The following is an 18494-nucleotide window of genomic DNA, read 5'->3' on the forward strand; positions in this document are numbered from 1 at the left end:
ATCCTACCGGTCGCGCCCCTCGGGGGCGTCGGTCGGGTCGGACCCGCGGCTCAGGGCGTCCCACTCGGAGATGGGGTCCGTGCGCTGCACGGCCGGCGTCTCTGCGCGGAACCGGCGGCCGCCGGTCGTCCACCGTCGGCTGCGCACGAGGACCGCGAGACCGAGCAGCACCGCGAGCACGCCCGCGGCGACGGCGACGACCGGCCAGGCGGTGCCGGAGCGTGAGACGACGAGCCCGGCGACGTCGGTCACGCCGGTGACGGCCGTGATGGCGCCGCGCGTGCCGACGGAGTCGTCGACGACGTTCGGGAAGGCCGCGGCGACGATGCCCGCGCCGAGCAGCACGAGCAGCACGCCGAGCACGACCCGCGCGACGCGGCCCGCGATGGTGAGCGCGATGCCGAGGGCGAGCGCCACGATGCCGAGCGGGGCGAGCGACGGCGCGGCGGCCTGACCCGCGACGACGACCGGCGCCCGCGTGCCGGTGATCACCGCGGAGGCGAACGGCTGGGTGGAGGCGAGCACCGCGGCGGCGCCGGCGAGGAGCACGCCGAGCACCACGAGGGACCGCTCGCGCGCGGGCGTCACGCCGACCCGACCTGCCGCATCGCGTTCGCGACGGCCACGGCCTTCAGCGGCGCGGTGGCCTTGTTCCAGCTCTCCGCCCACTCCAGCTCGGGCACCGAGTCGGCGACGAGCCCGCCGCCCGCCTGCACCCGCGCGACGCCCTCGGTGATGACCGCCGTGCGGATCGCGATGGCGAGGTCGAGGTCGCCCGCGAAGTCGAAGTAGCCGACCACGCCGCCGTAGACCCCGCGACGAGCGGGCTCGAGGGCGTCGATGATCTGCAGCGCGCGCGGCTTCGGCGCGCCGGACAGCGTGCCGGCCGGGAACGTCGCCCGCAGCACGTCGACCGGTCCGACGCCGGGACCCGCCTCCCCCTCCACGCTGGAGGTGATGTGCATGATGTGGCTGAAGCGCTCGATGCGCATGAACTCGGTGACCTCGACGCTGCCCGGCAGGCAGACCTTGGCGAGGTCGTTCCGGGCGAGGTCGACGAGCATCAGGTGCTCGGCGCGCTCCTTCTCGTCGACGCGCAGCTCGGCCGCGAACGCCTCGTCCGCCTCCGGCGTCGCGCCGCGGGGGCGGGAGCCGGCGATCGGGTGGCTGAACACGCGCCCGTCCTCGACCTTGACCAGCGCCTCGGGCGACGAGCCGACGACCGCGACCGGCGTCCCGTCCGGGCGCTCGTGCGCGATCAGGTACATGTACGGCGACGGGTTCAGCTGGCGCAGCACCCGGTAGACGTCGAGCGGGCTGGCCGCGGTCGGCAGGTCGAAGCGCTGCGCGATGACGACCTGGAACACGTCGCCCTCGCGGATGTGCTCCTTGGCGGTGACGACGGAGGCGAGGTAGTCGTCGCGGACCGTGCGGGAGGTCGGCTGCGGCACGACGTCGAAGTCGACCTCGGCGAGCGACGCCTCGGTCGGGGCCCCCAGCCGGCGCTCCAGCGCGTCGAGGCGGCGCTGGGCGTCGGCCCACGCCGCCTCCTCGTCGGTGTCGTCGTCGTGCAGGACGGTGGCGATCAGCGAGACCGTGCCCTTGAGGTGGTCGATCGCGACGACCTCGGAGGCGAACACCATGCCGATCTCGGGCACCGCGTAGTCGGACGGCGGCGCCTCGGGCAGGTGCTCGAGCAGGCGCACGGCGTCCCAGCCGATGTAGCCGACGAGGCCGCCGGTCAGGGGCGGCAGACCGGGCACGCGGGGCGAGGCCCAGTGCGAGTGCAGGTCGTCGAGCGCCTCGAGGTAGTCGCCCGTGATGCCGCCGCTGCCGAAGGCGCGGGAGGCGGGCAGGCCCCAGTCCTGCCAGACCGGGTGGCCGCGCTGCTCGGTGAGGGCCCCGAACGCCGCGACGCCGATGAACGAGTAGCGCGACCAGATGCCGCCCTGCTCCGCGGACTCGAGCAGGAACGACCCCGGGCGCATGCGGCCGCCGGCGCGCATCGCGAGCTTGCGGAAGATGCCGAGCGGCGTCTCGCTGTCGGCGAAGAGCACCCGCGCGACGGGGACGACCCGGCGGTCGGGCAGCAGCTGCGCGAACTCGTCGCGGGTCGTGGTGCCGGGCATCCCGCTCATGCGCTCGCTCCGACCTCGGCGTCGACGGGGTGCGTGTCGAAGCACGCGTGGGCGCCCGTGTGGCAGGCGGGTCCGACCTGCTCGACCGTGACGAGCAGCGCGTCGGCGTCGCAGTCGAGCGCGGCGCCGCGCACGTGCTGCACGTGGCCCGAGGTGTCGCCCTTGCGCCAGTACTCCTTGCGGGAGCGGGACCAGAAGACGACGCGGCCCTCCGTCAGCGTGCGGTGCAGCGCCTCCCGGTCCATGTAGCCGACCATCAGCACCTGCTGCGTCGACTGCTCCTGGATCACCGCGGGCAGCAGCCCGTCCTCCGCGAAGCGGGCCAGCGCGAGGGCCTCCTGGGCATCGAGCATCGCCGTTCCTCCCTCGGTCACCGGGCCGCCGCCTGCCGCACCGTCACGCCGGCGTCCGCGAGCGCGGCCTTCACCTGCCCGATCGTCAGCACGCCGCGGTGGAACACGCTCGCAGCGAGCACGGCGTCGGCGCCGGCCTGCACCGCAGGCGCGAAGTGCTCGAGCGAGCCCGCGCCGCCGGAGGCGATCAGCGGCACGGGGCTCACCGCGCGCACCGCTTCGATCAGCCGCAGGTCGTACCCGGCCTTCGTGCCGTCCGCGTCGATCGAGTTCAGCAGCAGCTCGCCGGCGCCCAGCCCGATCGCCCGCCGCGTCCAGTCGAGCGCGTCGATGCCCGTGTTCGTGCGGCCGCCGTGCGTCGTCACCGACCAGCCGGAGGGGCTGCGCGGGTCGTGCAGCACGTCGAGCGACAGCACGCAGACCTGCGAGCCGAACCGCTCCGCGATCTCCGCGATCAGCTCGGGCCGGGCGATCGCCGCGGAGTTCACGCCGATCTTGTCGGCGCCGGACTGCAGGAGGCGGTCGACGTCCTCGACGCTCCGCACGCCGCCGCCGACCGTGAGCGGCACGAACACCTGCTCCGCGGTGCGGCGCACGGTGTCGAGCAGCGTGCCCCGCGCCTCCACGGTCGCCGTCACATCGAGGAACGTGACCTCGTCCGCGCCGCCGTCGGCGTACCGCGCGGCCAGCTCGACGGGGTCGCCCGCGTCCTCGAGGCCCTGGAAGCGCACGCCCTTCACGACGCGGCCGGCGGCCACGTCGAGGCACGGGATGACCCGGGTGGCGAGCATCAGAGCCGGGCGGCGTGGATCGGCGTCACGAAGATGGCCCGGGCGCCGAGGGCGTACAGCCGGTCCATCACGAGGTTCATCTCGGAGCGCGGCACCATCACGCGCACCGCGGCCCACTCCGGGTCGTGGAGGGGCGAGACGGTCGGCGACTCGATGCCGGGTGCGACCGCGGCGGCCTCGTCGAGCAGCCGGCGCGGCAGGTCGTAGTCGACCATCACGTAGCGCCGGGCGACGAGCACGCCGTTCAGCCGGCGCTCGAGCACGTCGAGGCCCTCCGCGCGGGCGGCGCCCGAGATCAGCACCGCGGTCGACTGCAGGATCACCGGGCCGAAGATCTCGAGCCCCTGCGCGCGGAGCGTGGTGCCCGTCTCGACGACGTCGGCGACCGCGTCGGCGACGCCGAGGCGCACCGCGGTCTCCACCGCGCCGTCGAGGTGCACGAGCCCGACCTCGACGCCCTGGCGCTCGAGGAACGCGCCGACGAGGCCGGTGTAGCTGGTGGCGACGCGCAGGCCGCGCAGGTCCTCGAGGCCCGTGAAGCGGCCCGCCGGACCGGCGAAGCGGAACGTGGAGGACGCGAAGTCGAGCGCGGCGATCTCCACGGCGCTCGAGCCGGAGTCGAGCAGCAGGTCGCGGCCGGTGATGCCGACGTCGAGCGCGCCCGAGCCGACGTAGGTCGCGATGTCGCGCGGCCGGAGGTAGAAGAACTCCGCGTCGTTGCGCGGGTCGGAGACCGTGAGCTCCTTGGGGTCGCGGCGAAGCCGGTAGCCGGCCTCGCCGAGCATCTGCGCGGCGGTCTCGGCGAGCGCGCCCTTGTTGGGCACGGCGATCCTGAGCATGTGCGTTCCTGAGGTCGAGGGGTCGGGCGAGGTCTCGTCAGAGATGTCGCTGGACGTCCTCGAGCGTCAGGCCCTTCGCGATGAGCATGACCTGCAGGTGGTACAGCAGCTGCGAGGTCTCCTCCGCGAGGCGGTCGGCGGTCTCGTACTCGGCGGCCATCCACACCTCGGCGGCCTCCTCGACGATCTTCTTGCCGATGCCGTGCGGGCCGGAGTCCAGCTCCGCGACCGTGCGCGAGCCGGCCGGACGCTCGACCGCCTTCGCCGACAGCTCGGCGAACAGCCCCTCGAACGTCTTCACCCGCCCAGGCTATCGGTCCCCCGCGTCGCGCCCACCCAGGCGTCGTGGCCCTCCCCCGGCCTGCTCCGGATCCGTGCCGCTTCCCGTACCGGGGAGCGGCACGGATCCGAGCACGATCGAAGGGCGAGCTGCGAGCGGCGAGCTGCGAGCGGCGACCTGCGATCAGGCCTCGGCGAGCCGCCGGAGATGCTCGACGGCGGCGTCGGGGTCGAGCTGGCCGAAGACCGCCGAGCCGGCGACGAAGGTGTCGGCGCCCGCCTCCGCCGCCGTGGCGATCGTGTCGCCGGCGATGCCGCCGTCGACCTGCAGCCAGACGTCGCGGTCGCCGATCGCGGCGCGCACCTCCCGCACCTTCGCCATCAGGTCGGTCATGAACGACTGGCCGCCGAACCCGGGCTCGACGGTCATCACGAGCACCTGGTCGAACTCGTCGATCGCGTCGAGGTAGGGCTGCGCGTCGGTGCCCGGCTTGAGGCCGATGCCCGCACGGGCGCCCGCCTTCCGGATCGCCCGCGCCGTCGCGATCGGGTCGTGCGCCGCCTCCGCGTGGAAGGTCACCGTGTGCGCGCCCGCCTCCGCGTAGCCCGGCGCCCACCGGTCGGGGTCGTCGATCATCAGGTGCACGTCGAGCGGCAGCGCGCTGACCTCCGCGAGGCGCTGGACCATCGGCAGCCCGAAGGTCAGGTTCGGCACGAAATGGTTGTCCATCACGTCGCAGTGGACGAGGTCGGCGGAGGGGATCCGCCGGATCTCCGCGGCGAACGCGGTGAAGTCGGCGGACAGGATGCTCGGCTCGATGCGGACGACCACGGATCCGACCCTATTCGCCCCGGTGGAGGTTCGCGGATCCGGAGAAACCGGTCGACACGCCGTGCCGCAGGGTGCGCGGCGCGGCGTGTCGGCCCAGATCTCCGGATCGGCGAAGGATCTCCGGATCCGCGGACGGAGTCAGCGGACGGCGCCCTCGCCCTCGACCGGGACGTCCTCGCGGATCGTGAGCGTCGGCCGGTTGCCGCGGGCGACGTTGATGCCGAAGACGATCGCGCCGATCGCCAGCCAGATCAGCCCGCCGATCTTCGCCGGCAGATCCGCGTTGATCAGCACGTAGCCGATGATCAGCAGGCCGAGGACCGGCACGACGCCGTGCAGCAGCCAGTTCCGCGACCGCTGCTTGACGATGTGGTGCCAGAAGACGGCGATGTGCAGCAGGCAGAACCCGAACAGCGCGCCGAAGTTCACGAGCGACGAGATCAGCGCCAGCTGCCCGACGAAGAACAGCACGAGCACGACGGTCAGCACCGTGACGAGCAGCACCGCGTACAGCGGGACCTGCCGCGAGCTGATGCGGGACAGGATCCTCGGCAGCTGGCGGTCCCGGCTCATCGAGTAGAGCAGGCGGCTCGTGGCGGCCTGCGCGGCCATCGCGTTGGCGATCCCGACCGCGAGCACGTTCACCACGAAGAACGCGTTCTCCCACCCGGTGCCCGCCGCGGCCTGGACCAGCGTGAAGAAGGCGTTGCCGACCTGGTCGGCGCTGAAGGCGTCGCGACCGCCGGCGAGCAGGCTCGCGAGCCAGGTCTGCGTGATGAAGAGCGCGGCGACGATGAACAGGGCGATGATCATCGCCCGGCCGGCGGCGTTCTTGCGGCCCGTCGACTCCTCGGCGAGCGTGGAGATGCCGTCGAAGCCGAGGAAGGACAGCACCGCGATCGACAGCGCGGAGGCGATCAGCGGCCCGTTCACCTCGCCGGGCGTCCAGATCGGGTCGGTGCTCCACTCCGCGCCCGGGATCGTGCCGCCGTTGATCGCGATCGCCGCGATGACGACGAACACCACGACGAACACCAGCTCGATGACCAGGAAGACGCGGTTCGCGAGCTTGATCGAGCTGATGCCGAGCAGGTTCACCGCCGTGTTGATCGCGACGAACACGAGCGCCCACACCCAGCGGGCGGACCCGGGGAAGATGCCGACCATCGACTCGGCCGCGAAGACGTAGAGCAGCGTCGGGATGAGCAGGTAGTCGAGCAGGATCGCCCAGCCGGCGAAGAAGCCGAGGGTGGGGTGGATCCCGCGGCCCACGTAGGAGAACACGGAGCCGGCGAGCGGGAACGACTTCGCCATCTGCGCGTAGGCGAGGGCGGTGAAGATCATCGCCACGAGCCCGATCAGGTAGACGAGCGGGACCATGCCCGCCGCGCTGTTGTAGACGGTGCCGAAGATCGCCCAGGGCGCGATCGGCACCATGAAGATCAGGCCGTAGATCAGCAGGTCCACGGTCGACACCGACCGCTTCAGCTCCTGCTTGTAGCCGAAGGACTCGAGGGTGCGCTGGTTCTCCGCGGTCGCGGACATCGGGCTCGCTTTCAGGACGTGGTGCGCGGGAGGAGGCGCCGCGCTCGGGCAGGAGCGCGGCGGTTCCCGAGCATGGCGCAGGAGCGCCTCCGGATGCAGGCCCGGCCGCAGATTTCACGCGGGCGAAACAGGAGGCCGTCGCCGAGCGGCGGCGGCCCGACCGCGCTCAGGAGGGGCTGGGCACCGCCACGTCCGGGTCCGCCTCGACGCCGTCCCGGTCGTGCTCCCGGAGGAAGACCCCGACGACCGCGCGGAAGGCCTCCGGCTGCTCGAGGTGGCTGCAGTGGCTCGCGCCGGGGAACACGTGGGAGGCCGCGCCGGGGATGCCCTCGACGAACGGCGCCCAGGTCGCCGGCGTGGCCTCGTCGAACTCCCCAGCGACCACGAGCGTCGGCGCGGTCACCTGCGGGAGGCGGTCGATCACGGTCCAGTCGCGGAGGGTGCCGGTCATGAAGAACTCGTTGACCCCGTTCATCGTGTGGTAGACGGTGGGCTCCGCCTCCATCTGCGCCTCGCTGTCGACGAAGTCCTGCGGCACGGGCACCAGCCGGCAGACGTGGCGCTCGTAGAACGCCTGCGTCGCCGCGAGGTACTCGGGGTCGTCGATCGTGCCGTCGGCCTCGTGCCGGTCGAGCGCCGCCTGCACGTCCTCCGGCAGCTGCGCGCGCAGCGCGTTCGCGCCCTCGACCCAGAGCCGCATGGAGGCGGGCGAGTTGCAGATCGCGAGGGAGGCGAGGCCCTCCGGCCGCGTCACCGCGATCTCGGCGCCGAGCATGCCGCCCCAGGACTGGCCGAGCAGGTGGTACCGCTCGAGGCCGAGCGCGGCGACGAGGTTCCGGAACTCGTCGACGAACAGCTCCGGCGTCCAGAAGTCGACCGGAGCGTCGGGGCGGTGGCTGCTGCGGCCGCACCCGACCTGGTCGTAGTGGATCACCGTGCGCCCGGTCTCGTCCGCCAGCGCCGCGAGGTTGCGCAGGTAGTCGTGCGCCATGCCGGGCCCGCCGTGCACCACGACGAGCGGCAGCGCGCCGTCGACGGGCGTCTCCGGCGTCGTCACCTGCACCCACGTCTCGAGGTCGCGGAAGGGGACGGTGCGGGTCTCGACGGGCATGGCCCCAGCATGCCCGATCGGTCCCCGCCGGACCTCCTCCCGGCCCCCGAGCGGTGCGACACTGCCCGGATGCCGATCCCGGGGTCCGCCGCGACGGCCCGGCTGCGCGCCTGGGCCGCCGTGCCGACGCTCGAGACGTGGGACACGCCGTCGTCGACGCTGGCGGCGGGGGCGCGCGACGGCGAGCCGGTGATCGCGAAGGTCGCCCGCGTCGAGGAGGAGCGCCGCGGCGGACGCCTGATGGCGTGGTGGAGCCGCCACGGCGGGCTGCCCGTGCTCGAGCACGACGGGGACGCGGTGCTGCTGCGCCGTGCGACGGGCGGACGGGACCTCGCGACGTGGGCGACGACGGGCCGCGACGACGAGGCGACCCGCGTGCTCGTCGACGCCGTGCTCGCGCTGCGCGCGATGCCCGCGCCGCCCGCCTCGGTCGGGCTCGTGCCGCTGCGGACCTGGTTCCTCGACCTCGTCGACGCGCCGCAGCCGGACCCGCTTGTCGACCGGGCGGCGTCGCTGGCGCGCGACCTGCTCACGGATCCCAGGCCCGCCGTCGTGCTGCACGGCGACGTGCACCACGGCAACGTGCTCGACGCCGGCGACCGGTGGGCCGCGATCGACCCGAAGGGCCTGCTCGGGCACCCGGCGTTTGACCTCGCCAACCTGTTCTGCAACCCGGTGCCGGAGGTCGCGGTGCCCCGGCTCGACGCGCGGCTCGACCTGGTCGCCGACCTCGCGCGGCTCGACCGCGGGCTGCTCGCCTCCTGGGTCGCGGCGTGGTGCGGGCTGTCGCTCACGTGGGCGGGCGAGGCGGCGTCGGGGCACGCGTCCACCGCGCGCTCGGTCGCCGCCCGCCTCCTCCGCTGACATCTCGCGGATCCGGAAGACCGGGCCGCGTGTCACCTCACCCGTCCCCACCCGCGACGGTGCTCCGGATCGGCGAGGTCACCAGCCGGTGGTGAGGACCTCGTCCAGGCGGGCGACGAAGACGTCGGCGGCGTCCTCGGGCAGCACGAGCGGCGGCTTGATCTTCAGCACGTTCTTGTGGTCGCCGGTCGGCTGCATGACGACCCCGAGCAGCAGGAGGCGGTCGCAGATCGCCGCCGTCTCCGCCGTGGCGGGCTCCCGCGTCGCCCGGTCGCGCACCAGCTCGAGCCCGAGGTACAGGCCCTCGCCGTGCACCGCGCCGATGATCGCGTGCCGCTCCGCGAGGGCGAGCAGGCCCGCCTTCAGCCGGTCGCCGACGACGCGGGCGCGCTCCTGCAGCCCCTCCGAGGCGATCACCTCGAGCACCGTCGAGCCGACGACGGACGAGACGGGGCTGCCGCCGGAGGAGGAGAAGAACGAGCCCTCCGCCTCGAACCCGGCGGCCACCTCAGCCGTCGTGATCACGGCGCCGAGCGGGAAGCCGTTGCCGAGCGACTTCGCGACGGTGACCACGTCGGGCACCACGCCCTGCTGCTCGAAGCCCCAGAACCAGCGGCCGAGCCGGCCGAGCCCGACCTGCACCTCGTCCGCGATCGCGAGGCCGCCCGACTCGCGCACCGCGGCGTAGACCTCGGCGAGGTAGCCGTCGGGCAGGGCGACGCCGCCGGCGTTGCCGAAGAACGGCTCCGCGAGGAACGCCGCGGGCGGGCGCCCGTCGGCGGCGAGCGCGCGGATCGCGGCTGCGGCCTCGGGGCCGTAGCGCCGCGCGTCCTCGCCGCGGTGGCGACCCCGGTAGGCGTTCGGGGCGTCGACGACGTGCACCCAGTCCGGCCTCGTGCCGACGGCGTTCGGGTTGTCGGCGATGGAGGTGGACACGGCATCGCTCGCCAGCGTCCAGCCGTGGTACGCCTCCCCCACCGCCACGACGCCGCGCCGACCGGTCGCGGCCTGCGCGACGCGGATCGCGAGGTCGACGGCCTCCGACCCGGAGTTCACGAGCAGCACCTTCTCGAGCGGCGCCGGCAGCAGCGCCGTCAGCCGGGCCGCGAAGTCGGCGATCGCCGCGTAGTGGAAGCGCGAGTTCGTGTTCAGCAGCGCGAGCTGCCGCGACGCGGCGGCCGTGAGCGCGGGGTGCGCGTGCCCGATCGCCGTCACGTTGTTCACCATGTCGAGCAGCGCGCGGCCGCCCGCGTCGACGAGGTGCACCCGCCAGCCGCGCTCGATGCGCGGCGGGTCGCCGTAGTAGTGCTCCTGCACCCCGGCGAGGGCGGCGTCGCGGCGGGCGAGCAGCGCGTCGTCCACGGGCGCGGGCGGCAGGCCGAGCAGCGGTGCGGGATCGGCGGCGAGCGCGAGCCAGCCGGGCGCGTACTCCGGCCGGACGAGCACGGGCACGTCGGGCGCGTCGGCGGCGAGCACCTGCACCTCCGCGCGGCCGCCCGGCGGGACCACGGCGAGCGGGTCCCCCGCCGTCACGGCACCGCCGCGCCCCTGCACGCCCAGCAGGCGGAGGCGGACGCCCTCGCCCGGCAGCTCCAGCGCCTCCCCCACCGCCGCCTCCCCGGTCCAGGGCGCGCGGAGCGCGAGCTCGTGCGCGCCCGCGAAGAGCGTCGCGGCGGTCGGCACGCTCGGCGCCGAGGCCGCCTGCAGCACCCGGGCGGCGGCGATGCGCGCGACGCCGAAGGGCGCGGCGGTCGGTCCGCCTGCGGCCGCCGCGGCGCGCTCCTCCAGGCCCGGCGCCAGCCAGGCGCCGTCGTCCGCCGCGGGCGCCGTGATGCCGAGGTCCAGCACGGAGAGCCCATCGGCCAGGGGCGCGGCGCCGACGGGCACCCGGACCGACCGGTCGCGGCCGAGCGCGTCGCGGACCAGGCCGGTCATCACCGCGGACGGCACGGCGGCCGCCTCCGCGAACATGCGCCACTCGCGGTCGAGGGCGGAGGAGGCGTAGTCGTTCGCCGCGTCGATCGCGACCTGCTGCGCCCCGCTGACGACGAGCACGGCGCCGCGCAGCTGGACGAGCGGCCAGAGGGCGTCGAGCTCCTCCTCCTGGAGCCGCCGCACCGCGTCGAACGCCCGCACCGCCGGCAGCACGGTCCACGGCTCGCCGCCCGGGTGGTGCAGCAGGCAGGAGAGGGTGACGGCGAGCTCGGCGACCCGCCAGCCGCGGGAGACGTCGCCGAAGTCGATGACGCCGTCGGGCAGCCGGCCGCCGACGGCCGAGACGAGGTTGTCGTCCGTCAGGTCGAAGTGCCCCGCCTGCACCGGCAGCGCGGCCGCGAGGCCCGCGACGGTCGCGTGCGCCGCGTCCGTCATCCGCCGCACGGCGTCGCGCGCGGCGGGGTCGGGGTGGGCGGGGGCGAGCAGGTCGACGACGCGCGCCGCCTCCCGCAGGTCCCACTGCAGCACCCGGTCGAGCCCCGGGTGCGCGAAGTCCGCGAGCGCCGCGGAGACCCGGCCGGACACCGCACCCATGCGCGCGACGACGGCGGGCGCGAGGTAGCCGCGGTCGACGAGGGTGCCGCCCGGCAGGAAGCGGAGCGCGCGCACGCACAGCTCACCCGCGCTCGTCGCGAAGCGACCGGAGGCGGGGCGTCCGTCGACCTCGAGGACCGTGCCGATGCGCAGGTCCGGCTCGGCGGTCTGCACCAGGGCCGCGGCGGCGTCCTGCGCCGCGGTCTCCTGCGCAGGGAAGGCCGCGTTCGCGATCTTCAGCACCGCGACGGGCTCGCCGTGCCGCCGGATCAGCAGGTTCTGGTCCTGCTGGCTGCCGAGGGACTTGAGCTCGCCGGGCACGCCGAGCCGGGCGGCGAGCTCGGCCGCCTCGGCGACGGGCAGCTCGGGCGCGGGCAGCTCGCCCGCCGCGAAGAAGTCGAAGGGCTGCTGCACGGCCTCAGCATCCCAAACGGCGCCCCGGCGCTCCGAACGGCGTCCATCCGCGGATCCGCAGTTCTCCGACGACGCGCCGTGCTGCACGCCTCCCCCGGCGGCGTGTCGCCCGGGAACTGCGGATCCGCGCACGAAGTGCGGATCGGCGAAGCAGGGTCAGGAGCGGGTGAGCAGCTGCACGAACATCGCGTCGGTGCCGTGGCGGTGGGGCCACAGCTGCGCGGCGGTGCCGCGCTCGGCGTCCTGCAGCCGGCGGCCGCTGATCGCGTCGAGCACCGGCGCGGTCGGCACGGCGGTCAGGTCCGGGTGCCGATCGAGCGCTGCGGCGACCACCTCCGTCGTCTCCGCGGTGACCGGGGAGCACGTCACGTACGCGAGCAGGCCGCCCGGTGCGAGCGCCGCGACCGCCGCGTCGAGCAGCTCGCCCTGCAGCACGGCGAGCGGCGGCACGTCCTCCGGCCGCTTGCGCCAGCGCGCCTCCGGCCGTCGCCGCAGGGCGCCGAGCCCGGAGCAGGGCGCGTCCAGCAGCACGCGGTCGAAGCGACGCTCGCCGTCGCGGAACCGCCGGCCGTCGCCGGTCTCGACGGGGTGCTCGCCCGGCACCGCGGCGAGCGCGCGCTCGACGAGGCGGGCGCGCGCGGGCGTGATCTCGTTCGCGACGAGGCCCGCGCCGCCGAGGTGCGCCTCCGCCGCCAGGACCGCCGCCTTGCCGCCGGGACCCGCGCAGAGGTCGAGCCAGCGCTCGCCGGCGCGCACCGGTCGGGCGCGCGTGAGCGCCAGCGCCGCGAGCTGCGAGCCCGGGTCCTGCACGCGCGCGGCGCCGGCCGCCACGGTCGGGATGCGGCCCGGGTCGCCGCCGTCGAGCTCCACGCCGATCGGCGAGAGCCGGTGGGGCCGCAGCGGCAGCCCCTCCGCGTCGACGAGCGCGTCCCGGTCCGCGAGCCCGGGCAGCGCCGCGAGCCCGACCGGCGGGGCCGCGTCGTCCACCTCCAGCAGCGGGTCGAGGTCGCCGCCGCCGGCCCCCATCGCGTCCAGGGCCGCGTCGAGCTCCCGCACCACCCACTCCGGATGCCCGGTCGCGAGGGCGGCCCGCGCGAAGCGGTCCTCCACGCCCTCGGTGAGCAGCCGCGTCCACCCGTCCGCGTCGTGCTCGCCGACCCGGCGCAGCACCGCGTTCACGAAGCCCGCGGCGCCGCGGCCGCGGGCGGCCCGCGCCTGGTCGACGGCCTGGTGCACGGCCGCGTGCCGTGCGGTGCGCAGCGCGAGCAGCTGGTGGGCACCGAGCCGCAGCACGTCGAGCACGGGCGGGTCGATGTCCGCGATCGCCCGGCCGGAGGCGCGGGAGACGATCGCGTCGTAGCGCCCGGCCATCCGCAGCGTGCCGTAGGCGAGCTCGGTGGCGAACGCCGCGTCCTCGCGGCTCGGCCGGCGGCGCTCGAGCAGGACGGGCAGCAGCAGGTTCGCGTACGCGTCCCGCTCCCGCACCCCGGTCAGCACCTCGAGCGCGATCGCCCGCGCCGGGCTGATCGCGACCGTCCTGGCCCCGCCCTTGGGCGCACCGCCCTTCGACGCGCTCACGCGAGCACCACCGCGGGGCCGGCGCCGCGCAGCCAGGCGTCCGCGGGCATCGCGCCGCGCCCCTCCGGCTGCACCGCACCAGCTCGAGCGCGCCGCCGGCGCACCCGGCGAGCACCCGGCCGCCGGCGAGCACGACCGCGCCGGGGTCGAGCGCCGGCGCCTCCCGAGCAGGGGCGGCCTCGAGCACCTTGAGCCGCTTCTCCCCCGTCGTCGTCCACGCACCCGGCTCGGGGGTGCAGCCGCGGAGGCGCGCGAAGACGCGGTCGGCGGGCTCGGTCCAGTCGAGGCGCCCGTCCGCGAGCGTCAGCTTCGGCGCGAGGGTCGGCTCCCCCTCCTGCGGCACCGCGACGGCCGTGCCGTCCGCGAGCCGGTCGACCGTGCCGGCGAGCACCCCGGCGCCGAGCGTCGCGAGGCGGGCCAGCAGGTTCCCCGCCGTTTCGAACGCGCCGACCGGCACCGCCTCGCTGGCGAGGACCGGGCCCGTGTCGAGGCCCGCCTCCAGCTGGAACACGTCGACGCCCGTCGTCGTCTCCCCCGCGATCAGCGCCCGCTGCACGGGGGCGGCGCCGCGCCAGCGCGGCAGCAGGGAGAAGTGGAGGTTGATCCAGCCGAGCCGGGGCGCGGACAGCAGCGGCTCGGCGACGAGCGCGCCGTAGGCGACGATCACCGCGAGGTCCGCGTCGAGGGCGGCGAGCTCCGCGGTCTCGTCCGCGCGGAGCCGGTTCGCGCGCAGCACCGGCAGCCCGAGCTCCTGCGCGCGGGCGTCGACCGGCGACGGCGTGAGCACGCGCTTGCGGCCCAGCGGCGCGGGCGGTCGGGTCACCACGCGGACGATCTCGTGGTCGGAGGCGGCGAGCGCGTCGAGCGACGGGACCGCCGCATCGGGGGTCCCCGCGAAGATCAGGCGCATCCCGCCGAGTCTCCCACGCCGGGTCACAGGGGGTCGTGCGGGTCGAAGCGCACGCGGAGCACCGGAGGGGGCGGCGCGGGCGGCTTCGGCCGGCGGGCGCTGCCGTGGCGCAGCAGCGCCGCCTTCGCGACGGCCGCCACCTCCTTGCCGGCACGCGCGGGGAACCGGACGACGGCGCGCTCGCCGCGCTCCTCCGGCGCCCGGGTGAGCAGGTCGGCGCCCGCGCCGGCCCACGCCTGCAGCAGCTCCTCGACGGCCCGCACCGGGCCGGTCGCCGACGCGAGGCGCACGGTCGGCGGGAAGCGCAGCTCGCGGCGGTCGACGAGCTGCCGGGCGGCGAACTCCTCGGAGCGCCAGGTCGCGAGCGCGGTCGCGACGTCGCCGCTCACGCCGACCAGGTGCACGGGCGCGTCCGGCGCCGCGAGCATCGCGGCGGACGCCCACCAGCGGAGGCAGTCCTCGGCCACCCAGAGCGACTCGCGCAGCAGCATGCGGGCGCCGTCGAGCAGCAGGACCGCCCGGTACCCGCCGGGCGCGCGCGGCTCGGCGCCGCGGGTCGACACCACGAGCCGGGGTCCCGCCTCCACGGTGTCGTGCACGTGGTCGCCGTCCGCGACCACGACGGGCACGCCGGGGAAGGCGCGCCCGAGCTCGTAGGCGGTTCGGCCCGCGTCGATCGGGATCGGCGCCTCGCCGTCGCGGAGGGCCCGCAGCGCCGCGTCGCCGGGACGCGAGACCTGCACGAGCACGGGCCCCGCGAGCAGCGCGCGCTGCACCGCCTGGTACGCGGCGGACGGGATGCGCCCGCCGCGGCCGTCGTCGGGCGTGAGCACCACGTCGGGCCGGCCGCGCGGCGCCGTCCACGCCTCGCACCAGCCGAGCTCGACGAGCCGCTGGACCGTCGAGGAGCGGGTGGACGAGAGCAGCAGCAGGCCGGCCCCGGACTGCTCCTGGCGGATCAGGGCGACGTCCCGGGTCTCCGCGTAGGGCGCGAGCGGCTCCTGGTGGAACGCGTCCGCCTCCTCCCACACCACGATCGCGCCGAGCTCCGCGGCCGGGGCGTACACGGCGGAGCGGTTGCCGATGATCACGTGCGGCCCCGGCTCGAGCGCGGTCAGGTGGGCGCGGTACCGGGCGGAGGGGGGCCGGGAGGCGTCGACCCGCAGCACGAGCCCTGCGGCCGGTCCGGCGCAGAGCGCGGCCTCGAGCTGGTCGAGGTCCCGCCGGTCGGGCACGGCGACGATGACGCTGCGACCCGCGGCGGCCACGGCTGCGGCGGTCCTCGCGACGTCGGCCGCCCAGCCGCCGACCCACTGCCCGCCGACCTCGACGAGGTGCGAGGTCGGCAGCGTGGCGATGCGCCGGCCCGCGACGAGCGCCTCGGCGATCTCGTCGGGCTCCGCCGCCACCGGCTCGGGCGGGATCCGCTCGGCGGCGAGCCAGCGCTGCTCCACCTTCGCCTGCCGCTTCGGCACCGCGATGCGGAGCACGTCGCTCGCGACCCCGGCGCTGCGGTCCGCCACCGCCCTGGCCAGGCGCCACACCTCCGGTGCGAGCACGGCCGCGGGCGACACGACGCGGTCGAGCGCGGACAGCTCCCCCGGCGCCTCGCTGGTGTCGGCGAGCCCGACGATCCAGCCGTCCGCGACGCGGCCGGCGACGCGCAGCGGCACCTTCACGCGCGCGCCGGGCACCGACTCCTCCGCCATCCGCGCGGGCACGCGGTAGTCGAACAGGTGGTCGAGGCGCGGCAGCGGCGAGTCGAGCACGACCTTCGCCACCCGCTCCGGCGCCGGCGACGGGCGCTCCTCGGCGCCGTCGCCCGGCGTCATCGCCGGCCTACAGCCCGGCGGCGGCGGCCAGGTCGGCGGCGCGGTCGGTGCGCTCCCACGTGAACGCCGGCAGCTCGCGACCGAAGTGGCCGAACGCCGCCGTGTCGGCGTAGATCGGGCGGCGCAGGTCGAGCGCATCGATGACCGCGGCGGGGCGCAGGTCGAACACGTCGCGGATCGCCGCGACGATCCTCTCCTCCGGCACGTGCGCGGTGCCGAACGTCTCGGCGTACAGGCCGACGGGCTCGGCGGCGCCGATCGCGTAGGCGACCTGCAGCTCGAGCCGGTCCGCGAGGCCCGCCGCGACGGCGTTCTTCGCGACCCAGCGCATCGCGTACGCGGCCGAACGGTCGACCTTCGACGGGTCCTTGCCGCTGAACGCGCCGCCGCCGTGCCGGCTCGCGCCGCCGTAGGTGTCGACGATGATCTTGCGGCCCGTGAGCCCCGCGTCGGCCTTCGGGCCGCCGACCTCGAAGCGCCCGGACGGGTTGATGTACACCCGCGGGTTCCGCACCTCGAGGCCCGACTCCTGCAGGATCGGGTCGATCACGAAGCGCTGGACGTCCTCGCGGATCGTGCCGCTCTCGACCCACGGCGCGTGCTGGGTCGACACGACGACCGCCTCCACGCTGACGGGCTTCTGCCCGTCGTAGCCGATGGTGACCTGCGTCTTCCCGTCGGGCCGGAGGTAGGGCAGCGAGCCGTCCTGACGGAGGCGGGTGAGCCGCTCGGCGAGGCGGTGGGCCAGCGCGATCGGGATCGGCATCAGCTCGGGCGTCTCGCGCACCGCGTAGCCGAACATGATCCCCTGGTCGCCCGCGCCCTGCAGGTCGTACGGGTCGACGGAGCCGGCGCGCGCCTCGACGGCGACGCCCACGCCCTCCGCGATCTCGCGCGACTGCTCCCCCACGCTGACGCTGACGCCGCACGTCGAGCCGTCGAAGCTCTGCTCGGAGGAGTCGTAGCCGATGCGGCGGATGCGGTCGCGCACGATGCCGGGGATGTCGACGTAGCCCGTGGTGGACACCTCGCCGGCGACCTGCACCAGCCCGGTCGTGACCAGGGTCTCCACCGCGACGTGGGCGTGCGGGTCCTGCGCGAGGAGCGCGTCGAGGATGCTGTCGGAGACCTGGTCGCAGATCTTGTCCGGGTGCCCGGGCGTCACCGACTCGGACGTAAACAGGCGCAGCGGCATGGGGGCTCCTCGGAGTTCGACCGGACGGTGCCGGTCGGCGGGCGGTTCTGGGTCAGGCGGGGGCGACGACGTCGAGGATCGCAGCGGCCACCGACGGCTTCCCGCCGCTCGCCTCGCCGACGACCCGGCCGTCGCGGTCGATCACGGTGACGGCGGTCTCCCCGGGGCCGAAGCCGCGGTCGAACCCGACCTCGTTCAGCACCAGGTAGTCGGCGCCCTTGCGGGCGATCTTCTGCCGGCCGAGCGCGAGGCGCCGGTCGGGGTCGGGCTCGGTCTCCGCCGCGAAGCCGACGACGACCTGGCCGTGGCGGGGCCGGTCGGCGGCGAGGCGCGCGAGCACGTCGGGGTTCCGCACGAGCTCGACCGTCAGCACGTCGCCGAGGTCGTCCTTCTTCAGCTTCGCCTGCGCGACCTCGGCCGGGCGGTAGTCGGCGACCGCTGCGGCCATGATCACGAGGTCCGCGTCGGCGGCCTCCGCGACCGCGGCGGCGAGCATCGCCTCCGCGGTGGGGGCGGCCACGACGCGGACGCCGACGGGCACCGGCACCTCGAGGTTCGCCGCGAGCAGCACGACGTCGGCGCCGCGGTCCCGGGCCGCCTCGGCGAGCGCGACGCCCTGGCTGCCGGTGGAGGCGTTGCCGAGGAACCGCACCGGATCGAGCGGCTCCCGGGTGCCTCCGGCGGAGACGACGACCTTCCGGCCGGCCAGCCGGTCGTCCACCACGGGCGGCTCGCTGCGGTCGAGGTCGGGGTTCGCCGCGAGGGCGGCGGCCAGCGCCGCCGCCACGATGTCCGCGGGCTCCGACATGCGGCCGGGGCCGGAGTCGGCGCCGGTCAGCTGCCCGCTCTCCGGGCCGACGAGCACGACGCCGCGGTCCTCGAGCGTGCGGACGTTCGCCTGCGTCGCCGCGTTCGCCCACATGCCCGTGTGCATCGCGGGCGCGACGACCAGCGGCGCCTTCGACGCCAGCACGGTCGTGCCGAGCAGGTCGTCCGACAGCCCTGCCGCGAGCTTCGCGAGCGTGTGGGCCGTCGCCGGCGCGATGACGATCAGGTCGGCGCTCTGCCCGAGGGCGACGTGCCGCACCTCGGCCACGCCGTCGTAGAGGTCGGACGTGACCGGGTTGCGGCTGATCGCCTCGAGCGTCGGCGTGCCGACGAAGCGCAGGGCGGCCTCGGTCGGCACGACGTGGACGTCGTGCCCCGCGAGCACGAGGGCGCGCACGACCCCGACGGCCTTGTAGGCCGCGATGCCGCCGGTGATCCCGACGACGACCTTCATGC

At 75.6% G+C, this 18494-nt stretch carries 15 protein-coding genes and 1 pseudogene; 1 reads left to right on the forward strand and 15 read right to left on the reverse strand.

Annotated features, from left to right (window positions below):
* Positions 1 to 3: 3 nt before the first annotated feature.
* From ABEA53_RS06785 to ABEA53_RS06825, 9 genes are all read right to left on the reverse strand, one after another.
* Positions 4 to 588: a Trp biosynthesis-associated membrane protein gene (locus tag ABEA53_RS06785; protein ID WP_345480291.1), complete on the reverse strand. Its 585-nt coding sequence runs from the start codon at positions 586 to 588 to the stop codon at positions 4 to 6.
* Entirely contained in the window at positions 585 to 2129 is a 1545-nt protein-coding gene (locus ABEA53_RS06790; protein ID WP_345480583.1) for an anthranilate synthase component I, read from the reverse strand. The genes ABEA53_RS06785 and ABEA53_RS06790 overlap by 4 nt, the downstream gene beginning before the upstream one ends.
* Positions 2130 to 2134: 5 nt before the next feature.
* Entirely contained in the window at positions 2135 to 2491 is a 357-nt protein-coding gene (gene hisI / locus ABEA53_RS06795) for a phosphoribosyl-AMP cyclohydrolase (RefSeq protein WP_345480293.1), read from the reverse strand.
* Positions 2492 to 2508: 17 nt separating this feature from the next.
* On the reverse strand, positions 2509 to 3285 hold the full coding sequence (hisF, locus tag ABEA53_RS06800; RefSeq protein ID WP_345480585.1) for an imidazole glycerol phosphate synthase subunit HisF: 777 nt from the start codon (positions 3283 to 3285) through the stop codon (positions 2509 to 2511).
* Positions 3282 to 4121 carry an ATP phosphoribosyltransferase gene (hisG, locus tag ABEA53_RS06805; RefSeq protein ID WP_345480294.1) on the reverse strand — a complete coding sequence of 280 codons (840 nt, stop codon included), beginning with the start codon at positions 4119 to 4121 and terminating at the stop codon, positions 3282 to 3284. The genes hisF and hisG overlap by 4 nt, the downstream gene beginning before the upstream one ends.
* A 37-nt stretch (positions 4122 to 4158) precedes the next feature.
* Complete coding sequence (locus tag ABEA53_RS06810; protein ID WP_345480296.1) at positions 4159 to 4422, reverse strand: phosphoribosyl-ATP diphosphatase; 264 nt, start codon at positions 4420 to 4422, stop codon at positions 4159 to 4161.
* A 162-nt stretch (positions 4423 to 4584) separates the two neighbouring features.
* Positions 4585 to 5232 (reverse strand): ribulose-phosphate 3-epimerase, encoded by a 648-nt coding sequence (rpe, locus tag ABEA53_RS06815; RefSeq protein ID WP_345480297.1) that lies wholly within the window; start codon positions 5230 to 5232, stop codon positions 4585 to 4587.
* A gap of 138 nt (positions 5233 to 5370) precedes the next feature.
* Entirely contained in the window at positions 5371 to 6777 is a 1407-nt protein-coding gene (locus tag ABEA53_RS06820) for an APC family permease (protein WP_345480298.1), read from the reverse strand.
* Between the two features lie 166 nt (positions 6778 to 6943).
* Positions 6944 to 7888, reverse strand: coding sequence for a proline iminopeptidase-family hydrolase (locus tag ABEA53_RS06825; protein ID WP_345480299.1), 945 nt, complete (start codon positions 7886 to 7888; stop codon positions 6944 to 6946).
* Positions 7889 to 7957: 69 nt separating this feature from the next.
* On the opposite strand from ABEA53_RS06825, the gene ABEA53_RS06830 reads away from it, so the two are divergent.
* The gene (locus ABEA53_RS06830) at positions 7958 to 8752 is read left to right on the forward strand and encodes an aminoglycoside phosphotransferase family protein (protein WP_345480300.1); all 795 of its coding nucleotides are present in this window, start codon (positions 7958 to 7960) and stop codon (positions 8750 to 8752) included.
* Positions 8753 to 8830: 78 nt separating this feature from the next.
* Here the strand turns inward: ABEA53_RS06830 and ABEA53_RS06835 are convergent, their stop codons facing one another.
* The 6 genes and pseudogenes from ABEA53_RS06835 to coaBC form a co-directional block, all read right to left on the reverse strand.
* Positions 8831 to 11695 carry an aminotransferase gene (locus ABEA53_RS06835; RefSeq protein ID WP_345480302.1) on the reverse strand — a complete coding sequence of 955 codons (2865 nt, stop codon included), beginning with the start codon at positions 11693 to 11695 and terminating at the stop codon, positions 8831 to 8833.
* A 156-nt stretch (positions 11696 to 11851) separates the two neighbouring features.
* Entirely contained in the window at positions 11852 to 13273 is a 1422-nt protein-coding gene (locus tag ABEA53_RS06840; protein WP_345480304.1) for an RsmB/NOP family class I SAM-dependent RNA methyltransferase, read from the reverse strand.
* Positions 13270 to 14183, reverse strand: a pseudogene (gene fmt, locus ABEA53_RS06845) (methionyl-tRNA formyltransferase). The gene ABEA53_RS06840 and the pseudogene fmt overlap by 4 nt, the downstream one beginning before the upstream one ends.
* A gap of 23 nt (positions 14184 to 14206) precedes the next feature.
* Positions 14207 to 16015, reverse strand: a complete 1809-nt coding sequence (locus ABEA53_RS06850) for a primosomal protein N' family DNA-binding protein (protein ID WP_345480305.1) — start codon at positions 16013 to 16015, stop codon at positions 14207 to 14209.
* Between the two features lie 7 nt (positions 16016 to 16022).
* Positions 16023 to 17210, reverse strand: a complete 1188-nt coding sequence (gene metK, locus ABEA53_RS06855; protein ID WP_345480306.1) for a methionine adenosyltransferase — start codon at positions 17208 to 17210, stop codon at positions 16023 to 16025.
* A gap of 52 nt (positions 17211 to 17262) precedes the next feature.
* Positions 17263 to 18492 carry a bifunctional phosphopantothenoylcysteine decarboxylase/phosphopantothenate--cysteine ligase CoaBC gene (coaBC, locus tag ABEA53_RS06860; RefSeq protein WP_345480307.1) on the reverse strand — a complete coding sequence of 410 codons (1230 nt, stop codon included), beginning with the start codon at positions 18490 to 18492 and terminating at the stop codon, positions 17263 to 17265.
* Positions 18493 to 18494: the final 2 nt, after the last annotated feature.

The organism is Amnibacterium soli, from assembly GCF_039544415.1.
Taxonomy (GTDB): Bacteria; Actinomycetota; Actinomycetes; order Actinomycetales; family Microbacteriaceae; genus Amnibacterium; species Amnibacterium soli.